Origin of the sequence: Coprobacter tertius, from assembly GCF_024330105.1 — a bacterium.
Lineage (GTDB): Bacteria > Bacteroidota > Bacteroidia > Bacteroidales > Coprobacteraceae > Coprobacter > Coprobacter tertius.
Map to the genome: position 1 here is coordinate 192,863 of NZ_JANDHW010000002.1, position 25,872 is coordinate 218,734.

General features: G+C 40.1%; 16 protein-coding genes. 10 read left to right on the top strand and 6 right to left on the bottom strand.

Translation table 11 applies throughout. The annotated features are described in order from the left end of the window. Nucleotides 1–99 precede the first annotated feature (99 nt). Complete coding sequence (locus NMU02_RS02620) at nt 100–2,745, top strand: DUF4962 domain-containing protein (RefSeq protein ID WP_255025631.1); 2,646 nt, start codon at nt 100–102, stop codon at nt 2,743–2,745. A gap of 384 nt (nt 2,746–3,129) precedes the next feature. Here the strand turns inward: NMU02_RS02620 and NMU02_RS02625 are convergent, their stop codons facing one another. Then, on the bottom strand, nt 3,130–5,631 hold the full coding sequence (locus NMU02_RS02625; RefSeq protein ID WP_255025632.1) for a DUF6383 domain-containing protein: 2,502 nt from the start codon (nt 5,629–5,631) through the stop codon (nt 3,130–3,132). 375 nt (nt 5,632–6,006) lie between these two features. On the opposite strand from NMU02_RS02625, the gene NMU02_RS02630 reads away from it, so the two are divergent. The 5 genes from NMU02_RS02630 (at nt 6,007) to NMU02_RS02650 (ending at nt 17,066) form a co-directional block, all read left to right on the top strand. Then, a complete protein-coding gene (locus NMU02_RS02630; RefSeq protein WP_255025634.1) occupies nt 6,007–8,598 on the top strand; it encodes a zinc-dependent metalloprotease in 2,592 nt (863 codons plus the stop codon). A 10-nt stretch (nt 8,599–8,608) separates the two neighbouring features. Next, nucleotides 8,609–11,689, top strand: a complete 3,081-nt coding sequence (locus tag NMU02_RS02635; protein ID WP_255025635.1) for a SusC/RagA family TonB-linked outer membrane protein — start codon at nt 8,609–8,611, stop codon at nt 11,687–11,689. 34 nt (nt 11,690–11,723) lie between these two features. Next, the gene (locus NMU02_RS02640) at nt 11,724–13,490 is read left to right on the top strand and encodes a RagB/SusD family nutrient uptake outer membrane protein (protein WP_255025636.1); all 1,767 of its coding nucleotides are present in this window, start codon (nt 11,724–11,726) and stop codon (nt 13,488–13,490) included. Between the two features lie 51 nt (nt 13,491–13,541). After that, the gene (locus NMU02_RS02645) at nt 13,542–14,426 is read left to right on the top strand and encodes a T9SS type A sorting domain-containing protein (protein WP_255025637.1); all 885 of its coding nucleotides are present in this window, start codon (nt 13,542–13,544) and stop codon (nt 14,424–14,426) included. An 84-nt stretch (nt 14,427–14,510) separates the two neighbouring features. Then, nucleotides 14,511–17,066, top strand: a complete 2,556-nt coding sequence (locus tag NMU02_RS02650) for a M6 family metalloprotease domain-containing protein (protein WP_255025638.1) — start codon at nt 14,511–14,513, stop codon at nt 17,064–17,066. 70 nt (nt 17,067–17,136) lie between these two features. Here NMU02_RS02650 and NMU02_RS02655 read toward each other — a convergent pair whose 3' ends face one another. The 3 genes from NMU02_RS02655 to NMU02_RS02665 all read right to left on the bottom strand — a co-directional run bounded on the left by NMU02_RS02655 (nt 17,137) and on the right by NMU02_RS02665 (nt 19,574). Continuing rightward, nucleotides 17,137–18,303 (bottom strand): AIR synthase related protein, encoded by a 1,167-nt coding sequence (locus tag NMU02_RS02655; RefSeq protein ID WP_255025639.1) that lies wholly within the window; start codon nt 18,301–18,303, stop codon nt 17,137–17,139. A gap of 115 nt (nt 18,304–18,418) precedes the next feature. Further along, entirely contained in the window at nt 18,419–18,967 is a 549-nt protein-coding gene (locus NMU02_RS02660) for a nitroreductase family protein (RefSeq protein ID WP_255025640.1), read from the bottom strand. A gap of 1 nt (nt 18,968) precedes the next feature. After that, complete coding sequence (locus NMU02_RS02665; RefSeq protein ID WP_255025641.1) at nt 18,969–19,574, bottom strand: riboflavin synthase; 606 nt, start codon at nt 19,572–19,574, stop codon at nt 18,969–18,971. 195 nt (nt 19,575–19,769) lie between these two features. Here NMU02_RS02665 and NMU02_RS02670 point away from each other — a divergent pair, with 195 nt between their 5' ends. The 4 genes from NMU02_RS02670 to NMU02_RS02685 are packed head-to-tail and all read left to right on the top strand — an operon-like array spanning nt 19,770 to nt 23,561. Then, nucleotides 19,770–21,332, top strand: coding sequence for a DUF4435 domain-containing protein (locus tag NMU02_RS02670; RefSeq protein WP_255025642.1), 1,563 nt, complete (start codon nt 19,770–19,772; stop codon nt 21,330–21,332). Nucleotides 21,333–21,357: 25 nt separating this feature from the next. Further along, nucleotides 21,358–22,230 (top strand): 1,4-dihydroxy-2-naphthoate polyprenyltransferase, encoded by an 873-nt coding sequence (locus tag NMU02_RS02675; protein WP_255025643.1) that lies wholly within the window; start codon nt 21,358–21,360, stop codon nt 22,228–22,230. Nucleotides 22,231–22,234: 4 nt separating this feature from the next. Continuing rightward, entirely contained in the window at nt 22,235–23,149 is a 915-nt protein-coding gene (locus tag NMU02_RS02680; RefSeq protein ID WP_255025644.1) for a CPBP family intramembrane glutamic endopeptidase, read from the top strand. Beyond that, a complete protein-coding gene (locus NMU02_RS02685) occupies nt 23,118–23,561 on the top strand; it encodes a GNAT family N-acetyltransferase (protein ID WP_255025645.1) in 444 nt (147 codons plus the stop codon). Before NMU02_RS02680 ends, NMU02_RS02685 begins: the two co-directional genes overlap by 32 nt. A 51-nt stretch (nt 23,562–23,612) precedes the next feature. Here the strand turns inward: NMU02_RS02685 and NMU02_RS02690 are convergent, their stop codons facing one another. Beyond that, a complete protein-coding gene (locus tag NMU02_RS02690) occupies nt 23,613–24,899 on the bottom strand; it encodes an L-cysteine desulfidase family protein (protein WP_255025646.1) in 1,287 nt (428 codons plus the stop codon). 36 nt (nt 24,900–24,935) lie between these two features. Next, nucleotides 24,936–25,673 (bottom strand): LPS export ABC transporter ATP-binding protein, encoded by a 738-nt coding sequence (lptB, locus tag NMU02_RS02695; protein ID WP_435522008.1) that lies wholly within the window; start codon nt 25,671–25,673, stop codon nt 24,936–24,938. Between the last annotated feature and the right edge of the window lie 199 nt (nt 25,674–25,872).

Genomic DNA, 25,872 nt, shown 5'->3' on the forward strand with positions numbered 1-25,872 from the left:
CGTCTTGAAATACTTTAGAATGGCTATTTACTTAACTTTTGATTAAAAGCCAATGTCTCTGAAAAATACGATTTGACTGATAAAATATAATTATTTCTTATGAAAAAATACATATTTCTATTACTGATTATACCGGTGTTTTGTTTGTTATCGGGAAAGAAAAGCAGTTCTGTCATTCGTCCCGGAACAATAACTTTGATGCATGAGGTGCGGGAAACTCCGTTTCCGCTTAACGGGTCGATTGTTATGCAGAATCCCCCGGCATTGATGTGGCCCGATAAATATCCTCATTTGGGTGAGGTTCTCGATGGAGTGGAAGAAACCGAGATAAAACCTTCGGTTACCTATAAAGTAAGATTATCGCGTGATTCCTTATTTTTAACTGATATAGAAGAAGCGACTCTCCATTGGGCTTTTTTCAATCCTTTTCGTAAACTTGGTCACGGTAAATGGTATTGGCAGTATGCATATTGTAGTATAAACGGGGATGAATGGTCGAAAGTGTATAATTTTACGGTAGATAAAAAAGCGGTTGTTTTCAATCCGCCATCTTTAGAAATCGTACTCGAAAAATTGCCTCGGTATCATCCGAGAGTATTTCTTGACAAAAAAGATTGGGATAATTTCCGTAAACGGAATGCCGTTAATGAAGAGGCCTGTTGGTATATCGATCACGCAAGGACGGCGATGAATCACCCGTTGAAACCGATACAGGAAGAGATAGATACTACAAAGCTCACAGTACTCGAGAATAGTGTACAGCGAAAATCGTATATGATAAGGGAAAGCCGTAAAGTCGTAGATCGGGAAGAAGCAAATATAGAAGCACTGGTGCGATCTTATTTACTGACAAAAGATACCGCTTATTATAAAGCGGCGATTATTCGTATAAAGGAAATGTTATCGTGGAAGCATAATCGTTATTTTGCCGGTGATTTTAACAGTTCGGTATTGTTGTCGGTAAGTGCGCTGGCGTATGATACGTTTTATGATCTTATGGGATGTAAAGAAAAAGATATGCTATTGCAGGAGATACGGGAAAGCGGAAACCTTTTTTTCGGAGAATTCGTGAATCATCTCGAAAACCGAATTGCCGATAACCATGTTTGGCAAATGACCTTGCGGATTCTGACTATGGCTGCTTTTGCTTCTTATGGTGATTTACCTGAAGCTTCTGTTTGGGTAGATTATTGTTATAATATGTGGGTTGCCCGTTTCCCGGGGTTGAATGATGATGGTGCCTGGCATAACGGAGATTCTTATTTTCAGGTAAATATACGTACGTTGATCGAAGTACCCGCATTTTATTCTCGTATTACCGGATTCGATTATTTCGCTGATCCGTGGTACAAAGGATCGATTTTATATACACTGTATCATCAGTTACCGGAGTCTGTGTCGGCCGGTCATGGTAACTCGCATGAAAATATGAGGAGTCCCAATGGGGCGAGGGTAGGGTATGCCGATGCACTGGCTCGTGAATGCAATAGTAGTTATGCAGCCGATTATGTCAGAAAGATTATAAGCCATAATGCCGATGTATTGAAAAAATCGTTTTTAGGTAAATCGGGAGATCTTACATGGTATCGGTTAACCACAAAAAAGAAATTACCTGAAGGGGGCTCCGGTTTAGAAAGTCTCCCTCATACCAAAGTATTTCCTCAGACCGGTCTGGCTACGATGCATACCAACCTTGGGAATACCGGAAAAAATGCGATGCTTTCTTTCCGGTCGAGTCCTTACGGTTCTACTTCCCATGCTTTGGCCAATCAAAATTCTTTCAATACATTTTATGGGGGCCAGCCTATTTTTTATAGCAGTGGTCATCGTACCGGTTTTACAGATGCCCATTGTATGTATTCTTATCGGAATAGCCGGGCTCATAATACTATTCTTGCCGATGGAATGGGACAGAAGATCGGTACGGAAGGATACGGGTGGATCCCTCGTTTTTATGAAGGAAATAAAATATCGTATTTTGTCGGAGATGCTTCCGATGCTTATGGAAAAGTAATTTCTCCGTTATGGTTGGAACGAGCCCGTTTGTCCGGGATAGAATTTACACCGGAGAACGGGTGGGATAATAATAAAGTAAAGACATTCAGACGTCATATAATTATGCTTGGAGACAGCGGTTTATTTATCATATACGACGAACTTGAAGGTTACGAACCTGTTGCTTGGAGTTTCTTATTACATACGGTGGAATTTCCCATGAAAGTTGAAAAAAAGAACGATTATATATGGGTGAGGGGAGAAAATAAAACGGGTGTTTCGGATGCTGTTATATTCTGTTCGGATAAAATTACGACTACGCTGACCGACAAATTTTTTTCACCGGCAGTTAATTGGTTAAATAAAACCGATGCAAAAGGGAATTTGATTGTATATAAAAATCATTGGCATTTTTCAGCTACTACAACAAAAGTTGTTCAGGCCAGATTTCTGACGATAATGGATACTCATGGGAAAAATACGGAAAAATTGAATATCAGTTATATCCGAGGTACCTGGTCGGTAGGAGAATGGAAAATAAAATGTAATCTTACGAGTAAAGGGAAAGCATGGCTGACAATTGTTTCGGATAAAGAAGGAGTAGGTTTGTTATACAATATTTCGGATATGAAAATAGGTAAACGAAAGGTAAAGAACGATATAAAAGGTTCTACTGTTATTATCGATAAAGTGGAGGATAAGGAAGTGAAACGAATATTGATCGATCAAATGCCCGAGTTGGAAATATAACTTCTTTTTGATTTTTTTCTACTGTCTTGCCGAGACTTGCACTTTTTATTCTGAGCAGCTCGAAATATCCACGATGGCGGTCTCTTCGGTCCGGATGCGTTTTCCCCGTTTCTTATGAGATGTTACGCTGTCGCTCAACATGATAGGGGGCTGAGCCTTAGGCGTAGAGGTAGTTTGTCATTCTGAGGCGGAACCGATGAATCTTCCCGTGACTTCTCATCAAGTCGATATCGACTATAGGGTGATTATCACTGGTGACAAGGGTAAGACTTAGGATTAGAAAGGTGGGGTTGAGGACAGACTGATAACAGGCGTGTTAGGTAGTAAATGAAAAAAGGGGCTGTACATATTGCATACAGCCCCTTGTATTTCGTTATAAATAAATTACTTAACGAGCGTCTTATATGACTTTCCGTCGATGGTTATGATATATATACCTTGCGGTAAATAGAACTGTGCCGTTGTTTCTGTGGCGATACGATTATCCATAAGGGCACCCTGTGCGTTCACCACATTTATTTTCGTACCGGTAGCAATGTTATTGATATAAAGGACGCCGCTTTCCGAAAAAAGAATCGGAGTTGATACGTCGGTTGCGTCTATACCGTCGACATTCGTTACGAGCATATTCGTTGTCTTGAATATGTTTTTACCATTAAATGCGGTGAATGCCGGTGTACTCATTTCGCAATATATACTGTCTGAGGGAGCTTTCAAGAAAGTAAATACACCGTTATTTTCGGTATAGTCGGTTCCTTTTACCAAAACGGTATTCTCGTCATTGGCTACTTTCCAGGTATAAACTGTCGTTTGAGGTTCTGTGGCAATACCGGTAACATTATCCTGTGCCGACAAGTCGATATCTGCATCTGTAAGAATATCTTTTTGAATTGTTAAAGCAGCCTGGGGAGCATACGTATAATTTTTGGAAACTTTAGTTGGTAAAGTGGCCAAAGTGAGACGGTTGCCCGAGCAGTTCAGATTGGTTATCAATGTCGGAGCTATTTTCAGATCTGAAATCATGTTATTGTTGCAGAAAACAGTAGCCAGTTTCGGACATTCGCTTACATCGAGGCTGGTAAGTTTGTTGCCGGTAAGTTGAACGTAACTTAATAGTTTGTTTGCCGACAAGTCAATCGTTGTAAGCTGGTTATTTCCGATATATAAATTTTTCAGATTGGTGAGTTTTCCCGGTTCGAAACTGGACAATGAGTTATTGTTACATTTCAGTGTACTTAATTTTGCATTGTTTTCTGAAATTTTTAATTCTGTCAATCCGTTGTTAACGCATTCGAAATATTGTAATTCGGCGTTATTTGTAATGTCGATAGTTTTAATCTGATTGCTGTTGAAACTGGCATTGTAAAGAGCCGTATTTTTACTCAGATCGATACTTGTCAGAGAATTAGTTTCCGCGGAGAGCCGAGTTAAGGCGGTTGCTTTGGTAACATCCAGTGCTGTAATTTTTGCGGAACCTACGCTGAATCCACAATCGAATTCGGTGATGTTGTCGCCGGCATAAATCTTGATCGTACCATCTCCTTGAGCTGCTTGCGAGAATTGAGTGGGAGCAATGGCATCGGCCGAAATCTCTTTTACCGGGGTTTTCGTACCATTACCCCAGTCGATGCACATGCCATGCAGCGGTTCATTTGCCAAAAGGGTCAGATTTACATTGTTTTCGATATCGGATGCTTTTAACGTAATGAGTAGGGGATATTCACCGATGAAAGTATTGTTGGTTTTAAATGCGTTTGCTCCAGATAAATCGGGGAAAGCATCGGATGCCATTTCACAATATACGCTGTCTGTAAGTTCCTTCGGAAAAGTGAATACATTATTTTCTGCTGTATAGTCTGTGCCTTCGGCTAACGTTTCGCCCGAAGTAAGATATTTCCAGGTAAATGTCGTCGTTTGTGCACTTTCTGTAGTTCCGGTGATTCCATTTTGTGCATTAAGGTCGATTTTCGATCCGGGTTCCATGTCCTTCATCACTCTCATCGGACGTTGAGGTGCGTAAACATAAAATTTCGATACCTTGGCAGGCAATGTGGCTAATGTGAGGTAATTTTCTTTGCAAGATAACCGCGTTTTTAAAGTTGCAGGTATTTTTAGTTCGGTAATGAAGTTGTTGTCGCAAAATAAAGTAGCCAGATTGGCAAATGCGGTTACGTCGAGTTTGGTTAATAAATTACCGGGTAAAGAAAGATAGTTCAGCAATGTATTATTCGACAGATCGATGGTCGTAAGCAAGTTGTTTCCAATATACAAATATTTTAGTTCGGTGTTTTTCGATAGATCGATCGTTGTTAATTGGTTATCATTGCACTTTAGCGTACCGAGTTTTTCGTTTTTCGAAACGTTTAAAGATTTGAGAGCGTTCAACGATAAGTCTATAGAAGTGAGTTCGGTATTATTACTGAGATCGGGAGCTACCGTCAGTCCGTTCCCATTCAAACTCAAACTGGTAAGATTTACATTTTTAGATATATCCAATCCCGAGAGGGCGTGTCCCTGAATTGTAATCTTTTTCAGTTGCGTTGCGTTATTTATATCGGCTTCCGATATTTGGGCTCCGTCTTTCAGAAAAATACTTTCGAATGATTCGATAATATCCTCTCCGTAGATTTTTATCGTACCGTCGCCGGTAACTTCACTGTTGATGACGGTGTAAGGAAAATCGTTATAGGTAGCTATGTTATCATAGTTTATTTTGGTTCCGTTACCCCAGTCGATACTGATGCTCTGACCTGCCGAAATGGCATAGATTTCGAAATTTACATTCCCCGGTGTCGCTTTAAGTGTGATGAGGGGTGTTTCTGATTGTGCCGATGCGGAAAAAACAGTGCAAAGGCAAATAATAAAGAATAGTAGTCTTTTTTTCATACTCCTTTTGATTTTAGTGATATAATAAAGAATAAAAACAGTTCAATTTTTTTTATAGGAAAAGCGAAAATCTTGTTTAATAAATATACAACTATTCATTTTTTTAATATCTTTGCGACTGGCGGTAATTGCAATGCCGTTTCGTTTCTTTGCATTCTGGTACCGTTATTTACCTTAAAATTGTATTTAAAACAGCGATAAAAGTTTAGGTTTTTAAAATAGCACACTGCAAATATAAAAATTTTCAAACACAATATATATATTATAAAAAATAATTTGTTTAAAATTGAAGAAAATATAAGATGAGGATTTATTTAATATTCTGAATTTTAAATAAAAAGTAAAGAATTATAATTACACCTATACCATTAATTTATGAAAGCAATTTTAACTACGTTATTATTGATAGCAATGCTTATTCCTACTCAGGAAGCATTCGGTAAGACTCGTTCTAAATCAAAAAAGAAAACTCCTGCTATCGAGATGAAGAAAGACAGTGTATCTTCGTCGAGCTCAGCTTATAAAAAAGCGATTGCGGGTGCGATTAAAAAAGAGGGATTGTTTACGACTTTTTTTACTAAAGAAAATAAATTGTATTTCGAGATTCCCGATTCGGCATTCAAACATACTTATTTACTTTCGAGCCGTATTGCCGAAACCAGCAATACACAAGATTATGTTGCCGGTCAGATGGCAACACGTCCTTTCATGATAAAATTCTCGAAAGACAATAATAACGTATATGCGCATAAGGTACAGGCAAACGATATTGTATCTAAAGGAGATCCTATTACTCCTGCTTTTGAAAAAAACTTTGTCGATCCGGTTTTTAAAGGATTTAAAATTGTGGGTAAAAACGGAGACAATGTACTTATCGATGTTACCTCTTTTTTCGGTAGCAATGAAAAGATTATAAGTCCGATTAAACCCGAAAATCCTCTTACAGTATTGTTAGGTGGCAGTAAATCGTTGAAAGGTACATTTGTTAGCGACGGTTCTACTCTCATGGGTGTAAAAACTTTTCCGCGTAATATAGAAATACGCAGTATGTTGTCATTTAATACGACTCCTTTAAATCAACCCTATACGGTTGTTGTAAACCGTTCGCTGGTTTTATTGCCTGACGAACCTATGAAGATGCGATTACAAGATAACCGAGTAGGTTTTTTCAGTTCCGATAAATCTCTTTTTACTACATCGGCCGATAAAGTGCTTCCAGTAACTTTTATTCACCGGTGGCGTGTAGAACCGAAGCCGGAAGATATGGATAAATATCTGAAAGGCGAACTGGTCGAGCCTCAGAAACAGATTGTATTTTATGTGGATACGGCATTTCCGGAAAAATGGAGAGGGGTAGTAAAACAGGGAATTGAAGACTGGAATCGTGCATTTGAAGGCGCCGGTTTTAAAAATGTTGTCGTTGCTAAAGATTATCCTCGTGACGATGCTTCGTTCGATCCCGATGACATGCGTTACAGTTGTGTAAAATATGCAGTTACATCTACGGCTAACGCAATGGGGCCGAGTTTTGTGGATCCCCGTAGCGGAGAAATACTAACCGCTGATGTAATTTGGTATCATAATATTATTTCACTATTACATAACTGGCGTTTTACACAAACGGCGGCAGTGGATTCTCGGGTGCGGAAACCGGTTTTCGACAATGATGTGATGTGTGAATCGATGCGTTATGCTGCCGCTCATGAGATCGGACATACTTTGGGGCTTATGCACAATATGGGTGCGAGTTATTCGTATCCGGTAGATTCTTTACGCAGTCCGTCGTTTACTCAACAATACGGTACGACTCCGAGTATTATGGATTATGCTCGTAATAATTTTATCGCACAGCCGGGCGATTTTGAAAAAGGAGTAAAACTTACTCCTCCTGTTTTGGGAGTTTATGATCTTTTCGCTATAGATTGGGGATACCGTCTAATTCCTGAAGCTAAAACTCCTGCGGATGAGAAAGCGACTCTTTCGGCTTGGATAGAAGAAAAGAAGGGCGATCCGATGTATGAATTCGGTGCTCAACAATTCTTTGCTACAATAGACCCGACCGACCAAACCGAAGATTTGGGGAATGATCATATCAAATCGGGGAATTATGCTATTTCGAATTTGAAGATCATTATGAATAATCTCGAAGCGTGGACCCTTGAAAAAGGTGCTACCTATGAGAATGTAGAAACAATGTATAACGAAATCGTTAAACAATATAGCCGCCATTTACGTCATGTGATGCCTTATATCGGAGGTGTAAAATTTACCGAGATAAGACAGGGCGAAAAAGGAAACGCAAAAGATTATTTCGATAAAGTGTCGCAGAAAAGAGCAATGATTTGGCTGGTAGAGCAAGCTCGCACTTATAATGATTGGCTTACTCCGCTTCCTTTAATGCAGAAGTTGAATTTAGATTCGGATATAAATAATAAACTGCAAAATTCGGTCGTCGCTTGTCTGTTGCAACCGGCTGCTCTTTACCGTATCAGTGAAGGGGAGAAAACAAGTAAGGCTAATTATACGCTCGATGGATATCTCGATGATGTCACGGCAGAATTGTTTAAAGCCGCTTACAAAAATCAGAAATTGACGCCTGCCGAAATGAATTTGCAATCGACAGCTATAGATGCCATGATTTCTCTTACCGGGTTGAAAACCGCATCTGCTAAAAAAGCGGCTCTCGCTTTCGCCGATTACGAAGAATTGATACATTCTGCCGACGAGCCTTCAGTACCTTGCAGTCATTGTGGTTTTTCACATAACGGAGAAGGTTCCGACTCGTTTATGCGTATCAATTTCGGATTGCCGGTATTGCCTGCTTATGTATCGGCTCCTATGATGACTGCCCGGCTTAAAAAAATAGAAACATTATACAAGCAAAGAGCTGCTTCGGCAGGAGATAAAGCAACGCGTGATTTCTATAATTATCAGCTAATAAAGATATCCCAGTTATTTAACAAATAAATCCTCAGAGATGGCAAGACTTGTATATCTGATTTTTTTGTGTCTCATACCTTTCGGGACGATGGCACAGAGTAAACCTCAAATGTACACTTTGAAAGGAACGGTTACCGATCATTCGGGGGAGCCGATTACCGGTGCTACCGTAAAGATAAAAGATACGACTACCGCAACGATTACTGATGTAAATGGTACTTTTTCGATGTTGGTTTCTGAAGGAGCGACTATATCGGCTTCGTTTATCGGATACAGGACTCAGGACATGAAGTTGAAAGCGGGAGAAAACAACATAAAGATTGTACTTTCGGAAGATGCTCAGCAGCTCGATGAAATCGTTGTCGTAGGATACGGTACTCAGAAAAAGTCTTCGCTTACAAGTTCTATCGAAACAATACGGGGAGAAGACTTGTTGAGAATGCCTGCTATGAATGTAGATGAAGCTCTTTACGGGCAGGTTGCCGGTTTGCAGGTGCGTTCATCGACAGGAGATCCCAGTTCAGCGAAAGAGGCTGATTTACGTATTCGTGGAATTAATGGTACGCCATTATTAGTGATCGACGGTGTACCTCGTTTCGGAAACAATACTTCGGATGGTGAAATGCGTCTTTCCGACCTGAATCCCGATGATGTGGAGAGTATCTCTATCTTGAAAGATGCGGCTGCTGCAGCCGTTTATGGAGCCCGCGCTGCAAACGGAGTTATTTTGGTAAAGACAAAAAGGGGAAGCGGCGATCAAAAGGTGCGTGTAAATTACCGCGGCCAGTTCAATATACAACAGGCTACCGAGTTACCAGAGTTTCTCGATGCTTATAATTTTGCATTGTTATATAACCGTGCGGTAGAAAGTACACAAAGCGAGAACTATAAAAAATACGATGATAAACAATTGGAAGAAATACGGAATCATACCAATCCGAATGTTTATGGAGATGAGAATTTACTCGATTATCTGAATAAGTACGGTTATTCGACCATACATACCCTTTCGGTTACCGGAGGTAATAGTTTTGTTAAGTATTACATATCGGGAGGATATACCAATATTAAAGGGTTGTATAGCGGAATAGGGCGTGACCGGTATAATTATGCTGTTAAACTCGATGCCAATCTGATGAAAGGGCTTACGCTTTCGGTCGATGTAAATGGAAATATATCGGAAAATAAAAATACGAGTTATACTACTGTCGATGCGGCATATAGCTATTCTCCGTTGCAGACGCTTCGTTTTACGAATGGAAGTCTTGCCAGTTTGAGCGGAAGTAATCCATTGTTGGCAATCGATGGTTTGGGCGGTTATATTAAAAATAAAACTAACCTGAATACTCTTACTGCTACTTTAAATTATGAATTACCTTGGGTAAAAGGGTTATCGGTGTATCTGAAAGGGACAATGGATAATAACCATTCGATAAATAAGAAATTTAATAAACCGGAGACTCTTTATTTATATGATTCTCAAACGGGTGAATTCTCCGAAGATCCTCTTACGATCTATCCTAAAGCTAAAATATCACTTAATCAGCGTGATCAATTTATCGATAATAAATTATTAGAGGCCGGCATAAATTATAACCGGACGTTCGCTGAAAAACATGATGTATCGGGATTACTCGTCGTAAATTATCAGGATTATAAAAATAGCTATCTCGACGCTACCAATAATAATTTGCCGGGCCAATATCCTGAAATTATCGGAACTTCTACCGATAGTAATTTGAGCGGTAGTGAATTTTATAACCAGCGGGCTTCGGTGATCGGACGTGCGACATACGGCTATGATAACCGATATTTTATCGAAGGGAGTTTCCGTGTAGACGGGTCTACAAAGTTTCATCCTGATAACCGCTGGGGTTTTTTCCCCACCGTTTCGGGTTCATGGGTAGTTTCCAATGAGAAATTTTTTAAGGGCTGGAATCAGCCGGTTATTTCCAATCTTAAACTGAGGGCGTCGACCGGTATTCTCGGACGAGATAGCGGAATATCGGATTATGGTTATTTGTTGAATTATATGTATACCGTTAACCAAGGGTATAATATAGGTGGCTCATACAAGCCGGGCATCGTTATGGATACGGGTAGTTATCCAAATCCGGACCTGAGTTGGGAAAAAAGCCATGATTATAACGTTGCCGGTGATTTCGGTTTTTGGAATAACCGTTTTGCTTTAACTTACGAATATTATTGGAGATTCCGTACCGATATGATTACGAGTGCACCCACTTATTTGTATCCCCCTTCTACAGGAACCGATAATAGTGTACCCTATGAAAATTTCGGTAAGATAAAAGCCTGGGGGTGGGATCTTACCCTTACGCATCGTAATTCGATAAATAAAGTGCGTTACGATATTACCGTGACTTTATCGAAGACTCAAGATCGTGTTCTCGATTATGGAGACGAATCGTCTCTCGAACCCAATCGCCGTCGGAAAGGAAAAAGCAGTATGGTATGGTCGGTTTATCAAGCCGACGGTTTGTTCCAGTCATGGGATGAAATCGCTAATTGGCCGATCGATCAGGATGGAGCCGGAAACTCAACGTTAGCTCCCGGAGATATAAAATATGTAGATCAAAATGGAGATCACGCTATTACGGAGAATGACCGTATTTATGTGAAAAATTCATCGTATCCGGATATCGCCTATAGTATCAGTCTGGGTGTGAAATATAAAGGATTCTTTGTAAATGCTATGTTTCAGGGGGTTTCGGGATATCAGCAGAAAATAAACGATTTATATACTCTCGAAAGCGGTAGTTTGCAACGTTTCCAGAAATATCATTTAACCGATACTTGGACTGAAGACAATCCGAATGCCCGGTATCCGAGAATAAAATTTGCGTCTAAAACCGATAATAATCGTCGGGAATCTACCCTTTGGATACAGGATTGTAATTTTGTGCGTTTAAAATCGCTGTCTATCGGTTACGGATTGCCAGCTTCGATATTGAAAAAATGGAAAATATCGAATTTGAGTATTTCGTTGCAGGGAAGCAATTTATTTACCCTGTCGTCTCTTGATAATATGGATCCCGAATCGTTGCGCGGTTATCCTATACAACGTTCTTATGGGGTAACTCTTAATTTTGGTTTTTAATAATGGCATTTTAATGAATGAAAAAATGATGAAAATGAAAACAAGATCATATATATTATCTGTTATTGCTGCCATAATGTTACTGGGTTATACAGGATGCCAGTTCAGGGATGAACCGAATGATAAGCTTTCAGAAGAGTCTATATGGAAAAGTCCTTTGTTACTCGATGAATATGTGTTGCCCTGGTACCGGAATATGGATAATGGTTTTTCGGTTTTCGTAACCACGATTATGAAAGGCATAGGACGAGAATATGAGCCTTGGTTTGGTGACCAGCTTACTGTCAGCCGATCGGATTGGTATCAGGCCGATTATGGTGATATTTTAAAAAGTTCGATGGAAGGAAACAGCCGACGGGCCAAAACAGTATGGACAAAATATTATACGCAGATACAGTCGGTAAACAAATTGTTAGACAATGCCGGGAAAATCGCCGAAGGCGACCAGAAAACTCGGCTATTAGGAGAAGCTCATTTTTTTAGGGCTTATTATTATTATTTGTTGTTGCGCAGTTTTGGTGCTCCATTGATTATTGAACATAATTATGACCCGTTAAATGATGGTACCAAATTCCCTCGAGCTACTTATGAAGAAACTGTAAAATTTATTGTAAGAGAGGCTGATCTTGCTCGGGATCTTTTAAAACCAGTGGAGGAAATGGAGACCGGTAGAGCTAATCGGGGAGCCGCTATTATGCTGAAGGCTAAAACTTATTTGTGGGCATCGGGTGTAAAGTTTCAAAACCAGACAAAAAGTTTTTTGGGATTTTCCGATGACCGTTCGGCTGCTATGCTCGAAGCCGCCAAAAAAGCATATGATGAGTTAGAAGCTTTGCATCATTATGATTTAGTTCCGATAGCCGGGACTACCCGGAATGAAATCGTATCGGAATATCGTAATATATTTCTGACTAAAAATTCAATTGAGTCGATTTGGGAAGTGCAGCATAGCGATGACGGAGATTTTAGCAAAGGTTTCGGACATAAACTCGACCGTGAATCGGCTGCTCCCTCTTTTGGGGGGACTTATGCCGCCTATGTACCTACTCATAACCATGTTTGTGAATACCGTACGATTACGGGTAAACGTATCGACGATCCCGATACCGATTATGACGCCGAACATCCCTATGATAATCGTGATTACCGGTTTTATGCAAATATCCTTTATGATGGTTGTACTTTTAAAGATCATGTGATGGATATACATTATACTCGAGTTAACGGAGAAGAAGTTCCCGGTGAAGATTTAAAACCTTATGGTTCCTCTACTTCGGCGACTGTTACAAGGACGGGTTATTACCTCGGAAAATTTGTCAGGGAATCTCAGAAAATCGATAATGACGAGAATTATGCCAGCAGCCAGAATTGTATCATTTGGCGGTATGCCGAGGTATTGCTCGATTATGCGGAGATTTATTTTAAACAGAACCGCCCCGATTTAGCGATGGAAGAGTTAAATAAAATACGGCGTCGCGTACATATGCCCGAATACGAATCGATTACCTGGGACGATATAATGAACGAACGTCGTGTAGAATTGGCTTTCGAGAAAAGTACTTACTGGGATTTGCTTCGTTGGGGAACAGCCGAAAAGGTTATGACCGGTACGACTAATCCTCTTAAAGGAATAAAAATTTACAAAGAAGAAGGAAAGCCGACCGAATATAAGGAAGTGATTGTAAACGGTAGAAATACAGTCGTACGTTATTTTAGGGAAATGCAGTATTTTCTGCCCATTCCTTGGGATGAAATACGTTATCATGGAATAGAACAAAACCCGACGTGGCGTGAAATGTAATAAGAGATTTTGTTAACTGAATATAAGTACTAATTTAAATTTTTATCGATTATGAAGAAAACTTTACTATTTTTATTATGTGTCGCTTTAGGTGGAACTGTCGTAAAAGCCCAAACAAGTTTTTTTGATCCTGAAGATATTGATGCTGGAGGATGGTTGTGGTTCGATTCCCAGGCTAAAATAGATAAATATTTTGGTTATGGTAATTTACCCGACGATACGCATAAAATACAAGTGATGGACGCCCAATTTGAAAATGAAAGCGGTGAGTTCGAAGCTTGTGAAGTAGACCCGAATATGGTAGGATATGGAACTGATGGTGTTTTGGGAGGTCCCGGAGCTATTACTGGGGGAATAAAATTACCTGGTTCAGCGGGTACGATGCAATATAACGGAGGAGGAATTTTATTGAATTTGCCTTCTTGTTCTCAAATGTCGGTATGCCTCTCTTGTGACGACAAAATGACTCCTGCTTTATTGATGGGACCCGGGAAAAGTGAACTGATCGATATGCAGTTGGTAAGAGGGTACATGCTTTTAAAGCCGCTTTCGAAAGCCGGTATTTACAGGTGGAATAATATGCAGGAGTTAGCTCATTCCGAAACGGGAGCTACGATAAAATCATCCGGACCTGTGTCGGTATATGTTGTAAATTCCCGTCCTCATCATCTTATTCTGCATGGTATTCAGGTATATACCGATGGGGTAAATGCTATCGAAACCGTGAAGAATGATAATCCGCTCGGTATGGTTTATGCCGGAAATACGGTTACTCTGAAAGAACCGGCTCAAGTGCGAGTTTATAACGTAAGCGGTTCATTGGTAAAGAGTGAAACTTCGTCGGTAGTGGATATGAACGACCTTCCCAAAGGGATGTATATTATAAAAGCGCAAAACGGGAATATTGGCGATACTGCCAAAGTACTGGTACGCTGATTAGAATAACAAGCCGTTAAGTAGTATATCTTTCACTATGAATAGATAAGGATTTAACGGCTTTTTTGTCTTTCAAAAAATAATATGATGAAAAAGACAACATTGTTTACCATCTTGTTTTCCTGTTTGATGTTTATTCCCATTGCGGCCCAACAAAATAAGGGAGAACTTAGTAATCTGGTCTGCTTCTTGCGGTTTTCCGACGAAGAAGCAGATGTATTTGAAAAAACGCCTGAATATTACCGGGCGATGTTTAATGATAATACTCCGGGTGCCAATTCGGTTTATAATTATTTTAGGGAAGCGTCTTACGGGCAGTTGTCATGGAAAAGCGTATTTTATCCTGCAGCTGCCGATACGCGTATCGTATCATTTCAGGCTTCTCATGTGAGAAAATATTATGAAAAGAAAAGCGACAGTAATCCGGAAGGTTATGTCGATGACGAATTGGGCGCGAATGCACTTTTGAGAGAACAAAAATTGGTAAAAGAATTAGCTGATTATTTGAATACGATCATTCCTGCCGATGCTATGATCGACGCGAACAACGATAATGTTATCGATAATATTTGTATTATTGTCAGCGGTCGATCAGCCTTGAGCGGTAGTCATCTGCTTTGGCCGCATCGTTCTACTTTGTATACGCAAGAAGGGTATATACATGGGAAAAGGGTAAATGAATATATAATGCTCTTTGACGAAGCGAACGGTTACGATTCGAATTGGAACGGAAAGCAGATTAATACGGGAGTTCTCTGTCATGAGATGTCGCATACTCTCGGTACCTATGATTTGTATCACTCATCATACAAAGACCTGAATCCGGTAGGGATATGGGATTTGATGTCTGATAACCAGACTACGCCGCAGGGAATGATGGCTTACACCAAATATAAATATTGTAAATGGATAGATGAAATTCCAGAAATTTCGGAACCGGGTACCTACACCTTGAATCCGGTAGGAGGTAGTACGAAAGAAAATGTGGCGTATAAAATAAAACCGATGGGTTCCGATGAGTATTTTATTGTGGAATACCGCAAGAAAGAAGGCACCTTTGAGTCGGGTTTACCTGCATCGGGTTTATTAATATATCGCATTAATCCTAAATTTACCGGGAATGAAGGGTATAACGGAAGTACGAAACTGGACGAGCAATATATTTTTCGTCCCGGGGGTACTACGACAAAAGACGGAAATATCGAAAAGGCGTTTTTCAGTCTCGAAAGCGGTCGTACTGTTTTTGGAGGAACTGCCGAAGAAAAACCTTTTTACAGTGATGGGAAAGAGGCTAAATTTGCTATAGGGAATATTTCGGCCTGCGGAGAAACTATGACTTTCGATTTGTTGCCGTTTGCTTCTCAGATATATCTTCCTCAGCCTAATGTCTCGCTTTCCGGTGTTGCGGGCAGCAGCACGCAGGTAAAGATAGATACCAATATCGATTGGAAAGTGTCATCGCTTCCCAATTGGTTGACAGTAGAGCCGATGCAAGGTGCTGCCGGTAATGTGACGCTTACGTTTACCACCAAGAGTCAGAATGAAGATGCCTCTGAAAGGAGTGGAGAGGTGCGTTTTGAAGGGGCAGATGATGCGAGCGTGTTTGCGATTGCTTCGGTATCGCAAAAATCGGGATTTATACAGCCGCCATATGATTTGTCGGCCTCTAAAGAGGGAACTGCCGTTACGATCACATGGAAAGCGCCTTTAGCCGGAATGCCTGTATTTACGGAAGATTTTGAAAATGAAGCTGCTATGCAGAATTGGACAATAAAGAAATCTACTAATTCGCACAATTGGGTAAGACAGGAAGCTACTACTCGTATCGAGCCTTATGACGGATCTTTCGTAGCTTATCTGGGAGAGGATATGGATTATACTCATCAGGATGAATGGTTGATATCTCCTAAATTTTCGAACGGAAAGTCGTTGACTTTTTATTCGAAATCTACGGCGCCTCAGAAAAAGACAAAGCATAATTTTTATTACGTTATGGTAAGTAATGACGATGGTGTTACCTGGAACAAGGTATATGATTTGGTAAAAGAGGGTGAAGAAACCGTGCCTTTACGATATGTCCGCATAGATGTGGATCTTTCGGCTTATCAATCGGAAAATATGCGGGTGGCTTTTCATGCTTTCGATGATAACAATGACGGGTTATATTACTGGTGGATGGTAGATGGAATTTCTGTATATCCGGGGATGTCCTCGACTATTACCGGATATGAGATCTATCGTAACGATGTGAAAATAGGAATTTCTGATAATTGTTCATTTACCGATACTGAACCTCTGGAGGGTACAGCCGTATATACGGTAAAAGCGTTGGGTGATTTCGGTGAAACGGCCTTTTCGGAACCTCTGGCATTTAATGGAGAGTCGGGGATAATTGATGCGGTAACAGAAAATGTGAAGATTTATCCTACGGTAGTAGATAATATTGTTACTATCGAAAGTGAAATGCCGATCGGGAGAGTTTCTGTTTATAGTTTGACCGGAACAATCGTGAAAGATGTATATCCCGACAGCTTACGTTACGAATCGGATTTCAGCAATTTGGCATCTGGTATATATGTTATTTGCATATGTTCTGAAGACGGAACCATTTTAGCAAAGAGTAAATTGATAAAACGCTAAAAAATTAATAGCAGTTAAAAATAAAAGCCTCTGAAATACATTTCAGAGGCTTTTATTTTTTAGTTCTTTATTAGTAAACGAATCTTCCGGTTTCCGATTCGATTACAAGCTCGTTCTTATCTGAATTTTCTACGTAACCGATAATTTGAGCGTCTATACCGAATGAACGGGTAATCTCGATGACTTCGTCGGCATGTTCGGGGGCGATATATACCTCCATACGATGGCCCATGTTGAAAACTTTGTACATTTCCGCCCAATCGGTTCCCGATTGTTCTTGTATAATCTTGAAAAGGGGAGGGATGGGGAAAAGATTATTTTTTGTGATTTTTACATTTTCTACGAAATGCATAACTTTCGTTTGGGCACCTCCCGAACAATGTACCATACCGTGGATTTCGGGACGGAGCCGATCGAGAAGTTTTTTGATTACCGGTGCATAAGTACGTGTGGGGGAGAGTATCAGTTTACCGGCATCGATCCCCAGATTTTCGATTGCATCGGTCAACTTTAATCCTCCGGAGTAAACTAAACCTTCGGGAACTGCAGCATCGTAACTTTCGGGATATTTTTTTGCGAGGTATTTGGCAAATACGTCGTGGCGTGCAGATGTAAGTCCGTTACTTCCCATACCGCCGTTGTATTCTTTTTCATAAGTTGCTTGGCCGTAAGAGGCCATTCCCACTATTACATCTCCTCCTGTAATCCGATGGTTCGATATTACATTACTACGTTTCATTCGGCAAGTGACGGTGCTGTCTACGATGATTGTTCTTACGAGGTCTCCTACGTCTGCAGTTTCTCCACCGGTGGCGTATGCGTTTACTCCGAGTGAGCGCAGTTCGGTCAGCAACTCGTCTGTACCGTTGATGATGGCCGATATGACTTCTCCCGGAATCAGTAATTTGTTTCTTCCTATTGTAGAGGAAACCAGTATATTATCGGTTGCACCCACACACAGCAGGTCATCGATATTCATGATCAGAGCATCTTGTGCAATTCCTTTCCATACCGAGATGTCTCCGGTTTCCCGCCAATACATATAGGCGAGTGACGATTTGGTTCCGGCACCATCGGCGTGCATAATATTGCAGTAATCGGGATCACCACCCAATATATCGGGAATAATTTTACAAAACGCTTTTGGGAAAATTCCTTTATCTATATTTTTGATGGCATTATGCACATCTTCTTTCGACGCTGAAACGCCGCGCAGATTATAACGTTGGTCACTCATGGTGGGTATTTCTTGTTTTATTTGCAAAAATAGTGCAAATAATTAAAGTGCACACTAAAATGATTTGAAAATCCCCGTATTATCTGAATGTGTTTTGGGGATCGGGATAGGTATTTTATTTTTCGTATCGGTTATAGGTAATGATTTCGTCGGATAACTTCCTTTTTTTATTACGATGTTCCTGTGTAGAATAACCCAGTAGAATATCGAGTAATATCCGTTTGGAAGAAGGGATACCGAGTAGTTTTTTAATGTTTTTTTCATCGAACCATCCGATAATACACGAACCGATTCCTTCGGCTGCTGCTGCAAGAGTTATATGTGCTGCCGCAATACCTATATCGATGTAGGGAAAATGCTTATTTTTTACCCAGCTTCCGATATTCGAGGTAAAATTAGCATTTTCTTCTACGATAAGGATGTGTACCGGCGCCTGTTTGGTAAAATGGTTCATTCCCAATACCTTTGTAGATGTAGCGTCTGCTATTTTATTTTTTAATTCGGGGTTGTTTACAACAATAAAATGCCACGGTTGGGCATTGCATGCCGACGGTGCGATGCGAGCTGCCTCTAAGATGCGTTTTATCTTTTCGGGTTCGATTTTTCTTTCAGGATCGAATGCTCTGTCGCTCTGTCTTTTTTCTGCTAATTCGAGAAAATCCATATTATAATGTATATTGCATCATCCGGCTTATGTATTTGCCGATGATATCGAATTCTATATTTACGACGGTACCGGCCTGAATCAGATGAAAATTGGTATTATCGTGTGTATAGGGTATGATTGCGACCTGGAAACAGTTGTTCTTAGAATTACATACGGTAAGACTTACCCCGTTTACCGTAACCGATCCTTTCTCGACGGTCATATATCCCTGTGCCGCCATTTTTTTATCGAATTCGTATTCGAAAGTATAATACCAGCTACCTTCCGCTTCTTCTACCGAGGTGCATACGGCAGTATGGTCTACGTGTCCTTGTACGATATGACCATCTAATCTGCCATTCATCATCATACTGCGTTCCACATTTACTTCGTCGCCTACTTTTAGTTCACCCAAATTGCTGCGCATCAGCGTTTCTTTTACTGCTGTAACGGTATATGTATTTTCATCGATGCTTACTACGGTAAGGCATACCCCGTTATGGGCGATACTCTGGTCTATTTTCAGTTCGTCGGTAAACGAGCATTTCAGGGTTATGTGCATATTTCCCTGTTCGTTTTTCAGAGCGACTACTTTGGCTGCTTCTTCTACAATTCCTGAAAACATAATGTATTTCGGTTTAAAGATTTATATTGAGATTTCAAAATTACAAAAAAATATGGCATTCCTCCGGGTTCGACACTTAACTTTTAACCGGCTGTTTTTTTACTTTTAACAGATCGTGAAATTTTATCTGTTTTTAATTGTTTACATTTGAAAACTGCTTATTCAAGAGGAAAAGGATAAAAACGAGATAATACTATGAATATCGTATTGCCAAAGAAAAACCAAAACAAAGAAGAGGTTCTATTGCAGGATCCTCATAATATTATTATTATAGGGGCTAACGGAACAGGAAAGAGTCGTTTTGGCCGAGAAATAGAGAGGCGATATAGCGATTGCAGCTTTCGTATTTCGGCATCTGATGCATTGTATGTAAACCCTTATCGTAAAGTTCTTCCGCATTCTATTGCCGAATTGTACGCGAAAGTAAAAAAAGAAAATGCGGTTTTGGGTAAGGAGATACTGACCGAGTTCGATCAACTGTTGTATTTATTGCAGCAGGAGGAGTTTCATTCTCTGGTAAATCATAAAGAAAAGCTAAAACGGGGCGAAGACCCGGAAATGCCTGTGACTCGGCTCGATAAAACACAGTCGGTATGGGAAAGTCTTTTTCCGCACAGTCGATTGCTGCGTAAAGGGGGAGAAATCGAAATATGGTCGGCCGGTGATAAAGACCCATACACTTCTTATCATATGAGTCAGGGCGAGAAGGTCGTGTTTTATCTTATCGCTTCGGTTTTGTATGCTATGCCCGAAGCGTTGATTATTGTTGAAGATCCTGAAATATATTTGCATCGGTCGATCTTGGCTTCTTTATGGGATTCGATAGAGCAATCGCGCCCCGATTGTACATTTATTTATCTGACGCATGATATCGAATTTGCCGTTTCCAGGCCTTCGGGTATTCGGGTATGGGTAAAAGCTTATGATTCGGCACATTGTTCGTGGGATTACGAACTGATTGAAAACCACGAAAGTTTTCCCGAAGAAATATATCTCGAGTTATTGGGAAGCCGTAAACCTATCCTTTTTATTGAAGGTACTGACAGCACCAGTATCGATATAAAGTTATATCCGCATATTTTCCCCGATTATCTGGTGAAACCTTTAGGCGGATGTACAAAGGTAATCGAGACGACCAAAGCTTTTGGAGAAATGAAAAATTTTCATCATCTCGATTCTAAAGGAATTGTAGATAGGGATCGTCGTACTCCGCATGAAATAAAATATTTACGGGAACGTAACATTTATGTTCCCGATGTGGCGGAAGTCGAAAATCTTTTGATGCTCGAGACTGTTATAAGAGTAGTTGCCAGGCGTATGCTTCAAGATGAAGACCTTGTTTTCGAAACGGTAAAGGAAAATGTCCTCGAACTATTTGCTAAAGATCTCGATGCGCAGACTTTATTACATACCCGTCATCGATTAAGGCATAAGATAGAATATATGATCGACAGGCGATTGAATACTATCGAGGAATTAGTCGAACATGTCGAGACACTGACCGACGATATAGATACCCGAAAAATTTATGAAGATATTCGTACCGATTTTGAAAAATACATTGTCGACCGGGATTATAATGCCGTATTAAGAGTGTATAATCAGAAAGGAATGTTGCCGCAAAGTCGCATTACACAACTGTGCGGATTGGCCAATAAAGAAAAATATCTTAGTTTTGTACTTTCGATACTGAAAGAGAATAAAGATGATGCTGTCTTGATAAGGCAGGCGATACAAAAATGTTTCGGTATTACATGATTATTGTGAACGTTAATTGATCGAAATGATAAAAAAATGGATACTTGCGGCTCGTCCCCGTACTTTACCGGCGTCGGCATGTCCGGTTTTTGCCGGTACGGCTTATGCTTGGGCTTGCGGAGGCTTTAAATGCATCCCTTTTTTGTTGTGTCTGGTGTTTGCTTTATTGGCGCAGATCGCGTCTAATTTTGCAAATGATTATTATGATTATAAGAAAGGAAGCGACGGGGAAAAACGGGTCGGGCCGAGAAGAGCTGTAGCTTCGGGTGATATTTCACCGCAGGCAATGTTAACGGTAACTGTGCTGACATTAGGTACTGCTTGCATTACGGGGCTTTTTTTATTGTTGTACGGAGGTTGGTGGCTGATCGGAGCCGGAATTTTAATCGCAATAGGTGCATTGGCTTATTCGGCGGGGCCTTATCCGTTATCGTATAAAGGATTGGGCGATGTAGCTGTTTTCGTTTTCTTCGGTCTCGTTGCGGTTAATCTTACCTATTATGTTCAGGTTTTACATTTCGATGTTTCACCTTTGCTCGGAAGTATAGCTATCGGTCTGTTATCGGTAAATATACTTATGGTGAATAATTATCGGGATGTAGAGGAGGATCAGCGCTCGGGAAAACGTACGATCGTTGTACGTTTTGGTCGTAAATTTGCCTATTACGCTTATCTTTCGAATGGTTTTATAGCTGTGGTAGTTACAGCCAGAGTGTGGTTCAGTTATCCGCTTGCAGGAATTATTCTTTCTTTGTTATTCTTGATTATCCATATTGTTACCTGGAGAGGAATCGGTAGTCATGAGGGGACAAATTTGAATACTTTTTTAGGTAAAACTGCGCGTAATTTATTATTGTTTACGTTGTTTCTTTCTTTTATGCTGATTTTCAAATTTTAAAATTATGGATCTGATCAATAAATACGCTAAATCATCGTTTACGGTAAAATTATTTGCGGCATTGGCTGTTTTTTTGTTGATGATGCTCTTTACACTTGCCGTTTTAGGAGTTGTATCTTATATCTGTTCGGGAAAATTCGCTCCTGAAAATCTGGTACGTATACTTACTGCAATACAAACGATGTGCCTGTTTGTATTGCCGCCTTTTTTTATTGCGTTTCTTTACAGTTATTCCCCTATTCATTATCTTCATCTCGACAAATTACCGTCATTCAGGGCTTTGGTCGGTGTTTTTTTGTGTATGATTGCTTCGATTCCCTTTTTAAACTGGACAGTTGCCTGGAATGAATCGATGCAATTTCCCGAGTTTATGTCTGGGATAGAAACCTGGATGAAAAATAGCGAAGAGACAGCTCGTCAAGTTACCGAGCAATTGATTTCGGTGCAAACTTTAGGAGGTTTGCTTGCTGTGATTATAATTGTGGGAGTTTTGGCCGGAATAGGAGAAGAATTGACTTTCCGTGGAATATTTCAGCGTCTGTTTCTCGATAAATTCAGGAATAAACATTTGGCTATTTGGACGGCGGCAATCGTGTTTAGTACCATACATTTGCAATTTTACGGTTTTATTCCCCGTATGTTGTTGGGAGCCTTTTTCGGATACCTGTTAGTTTGGTCGGGAAATATATGGTTACCTATTTTTGCTCATTTTCTTAACAACAGTGTAGCAGTCGTATATAATTACTTAAGTAAAGAGTATCATTTTTCAAACGATTTTGAAACTATCGGTACCTCTGCTTCTTCAACCGGCTGGATGGCCTGGTGCAGTTTATTTCTTTTTGTAGTTTTGTGTATTGTTTTTTATCGGATTGCTTTCAAGCAGAATCATGTACAGGATACGGGAAATAACGCAGAATAAAAAATTTTATTTAGATTTTCTTATATCGGCCGATCCCGATGAAGGAATGATCGATCGCTATTTGGAACAGGGTTATATGTATGTTCTCGAAGTCGATGGAAATGTCGTATCGGAGGCCGTTATCTTGCCGTTATCCGACACAGCTTGTGAACTGAAGAATCTGGCCACCAAAGAAGATTATCAGGGAAGGGGATATGCAACAGCTCTGATCGGTTATTTAATGCAGAGATATAGTCGTAAATATGATTACATGTATGTAGGAACATCGGATTCCGGTGTTTCGTTTTATCAACGTTCGGGATTTGTGCTCGATCATGTGGTGAAAGATTTTTTTGTAAAAAATTATTCCGAACCGATATTTGAAAACGGACGACAATGTATCGACATGATTTATCTTAAAAGAAATCTTTAAAATGAAGAGATACGTCGTTGATAAATTTTTACGGTTCGGGATATCGATAGATCATGATTTATGAGTCATAATATCGAGAACCAATCGGTCTGTTTCATTCATGCCTTCTGCTCCGATAAGGGTGAGATTGCGAATACAAGTATCTACATCGTCGTCGATAATACCTTCGACTGAAGTTACGTATTTATTTTCCATGGCCATTATCGCCGAAAGAACTGCAGTCGATACGCCGCTTGTCAGTTTTAAGGCACAGCTTGGTTTTGCTCCGTCGCAAATCATGCCGGTAAGGTTGGCGATCATATTTTTTACGGCGAAAGATATTTGTTCGTATTTTCCTCCCATCAGATAAGTAATTCCACAGCTCGAACCGGTGGCAGCTACGACGCATCCGCAAAGGGCCGATAATCTGCCCAGATTTTGTTTTATATATACCACTGTAAGATGACTTAGCATGAGTGCCCGTATGAGATCCTCCTCGCTTTTATCATTTTCCTCGGCATATACGACTACGGGTAAGGTTGCTGCAATTCCTTGATTTCCGCTTCCTGAATTACTCATAACAGGAATCATCGCACCGGCCATTCGTGCGTCACAAGCTGCAGAGGTATAAGATAGGATATGGGAAAAAAGGCTGTCTCCCATTACTTGGCGTTCGTATTTTCCTTTCAGAATTTTTCCTAACTGATGGCCGTATTCTCCTTCGAAAGATTGTTCGGCTGCCGCTTTATTTATCCGAGCCGTCTCGAGAATAAAACGTATCTCATCAAGCGGAGCAGATATGGCGAATTCGTAAACCTTTTTGAGATTCAGCTCGAGAGAATGCTCTTCTGTCTCACAATCCGCTTCATTTTTCAGGTCGAGCAATACTTCATTATCGGATGCGATGTAAACAAAATGAGTGTGTTCTCGGCATATAATTGCACAGCTGCTTTTATTGCCGGATTTACATTGTATTTCGATGTATAGTTTTTCGGATGTCCCTTCTTTCAGTTTTATATCGATACGTTTTTCTTCGATCATTTTTTTCCCGGCCGTAACAGCTTCTGGAGTACTGTCACGTAAAACCTCGAGTTGATATTCCGATTTCCCGATGATCGCCCCTAAAGCTACGGCAATAGGTAATCCTATCATATCAGTCCCCGGTATTCCTACTCCCATAGCGTTTTTTAGTATATTCGCACTTAAGAGCACCTCTATTTTTTCAGGTCTTTCCCCTAATGTTTCGGTAGCTTTTGCAACTGCTAAAGCTACTGCGATCGGTTCAGTACAACCGATTGCCGGAATTACTTCCTGATGGATGAGGGAAATGATTTGTTCTCTTTCTGATTTTGATACCATAATAAATAGAATCGAGTAGGAATGGTATAACTATTATTAATCGAATTTTTTACGGTGGAATATGAAGTTACGACCCAGATATTTTTCTCTTACTACCGGGTTTTCCGCTAGTTCTTCAGAATTTCCTTGAAATAGTATTTTCCCTTCGAAAAGTAAATAAGCGCGGTCGGTAATACTTAATGTTTCAGGTGCATTATGGTCTGTAATCAGGATTCCGATATTTTTTTCTTTCAGTTTATAAACGATATACTGAATATCTTCTACCGCGATAGGATCGACGCCGGCAAACGGTTCGTCGAGCATGATAAATTTTGGATTAATAGCCAGACATCTTGCTATTTCGGTTCTTCTTCGTTCTCCTCCAGATAGCTGATCCCCTAAATTTTTACGTACTTTTTGAAGCCGGAATTCTGCTAACAGGCTTTCGAGTTTGTCTTTCTGAAACGATTTGCTTTCTCCGGTCATTTCGAGGATAGACGCAATATTATCTTCTACCGACATTTTACGGAATACAGAAGCCTCTTGAGCTAAATACCCGATACCGTGTTGAGCGCGTCTGTAAACAGGAAATTTCGTGATATCGAGGTCGTTAAGAAATATACGGCCTTCATTGGGAGTAACCAGTCCTACGGCCATATAGAAAGTTGTAGTTTTACCTGCACCGTTTGGGCCGAGCAAGCCGACAATTTCTCCTTGCTTAACATTGATAGATACATGGTTTACGACCGTTCTCTGACGATATTTTTTTACGAGTTCTTCTGTCCTCAATGTCATTAACGATTGTTCGCCTTCCCGGATAGATGCTAAATCATCTGTCGGGAAATTGTTTGATTGCAATTCGATATTCTGATCGTCTTTCGGCATCTGGATTTCGTTTTTCGACTATTATTTTCGACAAAGTTATATAAAAATACCGATATCTTTTGTTCTGTCTTTTAATTTATCTGTTTCCGATGTTATCTTCTTATGAGTC

Excerpts from the sequence above, each read along its gene's own strand:
- NMU02_RS02620 (WP_255025631.1), top strand. The coding sequence starts at position 100 with ATGAAAAAATACATATTTCTATTACTGATTATACCGGTGTTTTGTTTG.
- NMU02_RS02625 (WP_255025632.1), bottom strand. The coding sequence starts at position 5,631 with ATGAAAAAAAGACTACTATTCTTTATTATTTGCCTTTGCACTGTTTTT.
- NMU02_RS02630 (WP_255025634.1), top strand. The coding sequence starts at position 6,007 with ATGAAAGCAATTTTAACTACGTTATTATTGATAGCAATGCTTATTCCT.
- NMU02_RS02635 (WP_255025635.1), top strand. The coding sequence starts at position 8,609 with ATGGCAAGACTTGTATATCTGATTTTTTTGTGTCTCATACCTTTCGGG.
- NMU02_RS02640 (WP_255025636.1), top strand. The coding sequence starts at position 11,724 with ATGAAAACAAGATCATATATATTATCTGTTATTGCTGCCATAATGTTA.
- NMU02_RS02645 (WP_255025637.1), top strand. The coding sequence starts at position 13,542 with ATGAAGAAAACTTTACTATTTTTATTATGTGTCGCTTTAGGTGGAACT.
- NMU02_RS02650 (WP_255025638.1), top strand. The coding sequence starts at position 14,511 with ATGATGAAAAAGACAACATTGTTTACCATCTTGTTTTCCTGTTTGATG.
- NMU02_RS02655 (WP_255025639.1), bottom strand. The coding sequence starts at position 18,303 with ATGAGTGACCAACGTTATAATCTGCGCGGCGTTTCAGCGTCGAAAGAA.
- NMU02_RS02660 (WP_255025640.1), bottom strand. The coding sequence starts at position 18,967 with ATGGATTTTCTCGAATTAGCAGAAAAAAGACAGAGCGACAGAGCATTC.
- NMU02_RS02665 (WP_255025641.1), bottom strand. The coding sequence starts at position 19,574 with ATGTTTTCAGGAATTGTAGAAGAAGCAGCCAAAGTAGTCGCTCTGAAA.
- NMU02_RS02670 (WP_255025642.1), top strand. The coding sequence starts at position 19,770 with ATGAATATCGTATTGCCAAAGAAAAACCAAAACAAAGAAGAGGTTCTA.
- NMU02_RS02675 (WP_255025643.1), top strand. The coding sequence starts at position 21,358 with ATGATAAAAAAATGGATACTTGCGGCTCGTCCCCGTACTTTACCGGCG.
- NMU02_RS02680 (WP_255025644.1), top strand. The coding sequence starts at position 22,235 with ATGGATCTGATCAATAAATACGCTAAATCATCGTTTACGGTAAAATTA.
- NMU02_RS02685 (WP_255025645.1), top strand. The coding sequence starts at position 23,118 with ATGTACAGGATACGGGAAATAACGCAGAATAAAAAATTTTATTTAGAT.
- NMU02_RS02690 (WP_255025646.1), bottom strand. The coding sequence starts at position 24,899 with ATGGTATCAAAATCAGAAAGAGAACAAATCATTTCCCTCATCCATCAG.
- lptB (WP_435522008.1), bottom strand. The coding sequence starts at position 25,673 with ATGACATTGAGGACAGAAGAACTCGTAAAAAAATATCGTCAGAGAACG.